A 1,364-nucleotide genomic window follows, 5' to 3' on the forward strand; every position below is an offset into this window, starting at 1 on the left:
GTTCAGCAAGTGCTTCTTTTCGTGCTTGATCTCTTATTTTTTTATCATGTTCGGCTTGTTTGACAGCCAATGCTTGCTTTTCAGTAGAGCCTAAAGTTAATCCCTTAACTTTATCAATGGCACGCCATTTTTCCTGTTCTGTTAATTCACCATTATGCTGAATATTAAAAAGCTTTTGACGTTCATCTTGAAATTGACCTTGTGAGAAGTCATTAGCATTTTTCTTTTCAGACTTCCAAGTAAAAGAATACCCAATCACTGGTTTTCCGCGGCCTTTACCATATTTTTTTCTAACCGTTAGGCCTCTAAAAAGAGGCGTAAGTTCCTCTTTGATGGGTTTTAAAACGGATTGATTTATATTGCTACTTTTATAGCTTTTAGGGACATCTAATAGCTCGTTAAAGTCTGCAACTGAAAAGTAAGCGTACCCAGTAGTTCTAAATTGTTTTAGTAACCGAAACATGGTTTTTGCGTAGCTACTTTTTAAATCTCTGAATTCTGATAAAGCATAACGAACCCAACTTTCCAGCTCATTTAATAATTTTATAGCTTTGGGGTAAATTTTAATATCAACATAAGGATCATCAGCATGGCCGTTTATCTCAAATTCGGTAAACATAACAAAAAATTCACGATACAGCCCATCTTTACTACGCCTTCCAAAGCGTAAGCCTAAAATTTTTTGATAAGTACTTTCAATATCGTCAATAAATCGGTTATTTGCTGTAGGTTTATATGCACTTAATTCTTTTAATTGATCAAATGAAAACCTTACAGTTTCGTCACCCTTGTCACGCATTCTAGAAACTATTGAGAAGAATAAATTCATTTCAACAGGAGTGAATTTTCGAAGTGGGATTGTATTTAATTCAGGATCATATTTAACAATTTCATTACTCAAATGAAGCACCTCTTTTAATGAATATAGTTTTATGAATATATAATACTATAAAACTCTATCTATAAACAGACAAAACTCTATCTATAAACAGACAAAACTCTATCTATAAACAGACAAAACTCTATCTATAAACAGACAAAACTCTATCTATAAACTTCTGTGAGCCTTGGGAGAGTAAGGCTCAAGAGGGGTCTAAAAGAGGTTTAAAAGAGGTTTATAAAAGAGGTATATAAGAGGCACCACTGTACGAGATCAAAAACTAGAAGCAAAAAACACAAAGGAGTGAGCCAAAAACCGGCTCACATTAAACTCCAGTCGCTATGCTCCTTGCGCCTCACTCTGTTCGTTGACTAAAAGGTGTGGCAAGCCACATTAATTCGGGCGCTGACGCCCCGAACCCCGTCCAAGCTGAGCCAGCTTGACCGCTTTTTCACTCGCCGTTAGGCAGGAAAGCAAAGTTTTA

1 protein-coding gene is annotated in these 1,364 nt (G+C 35.9%); it reads right to left on the minus strand.

Translation table 11 applies throughout. The features are described from left to right. On the minus strand, positions 1 to 901 hold a 901-nt coding region (locus FHL06_RS13135; RefSeq protein ID WP_153387055.1), incomplete at its 3' end, for a replication initiation protein. Between the last annotated feature and the right edge of the window lie 463 nt (positions 902 to 1,364).

Origin of the sequence: Companilactobacillus halodurans (assembly GCF_009600985.1) — a bacterium.
GTDB lineage: Bacteria > Bacillota > Bacilli > Lactobacillales > Lactobacillaceae > Companilactobacillus > Companilactobacillus halodurans.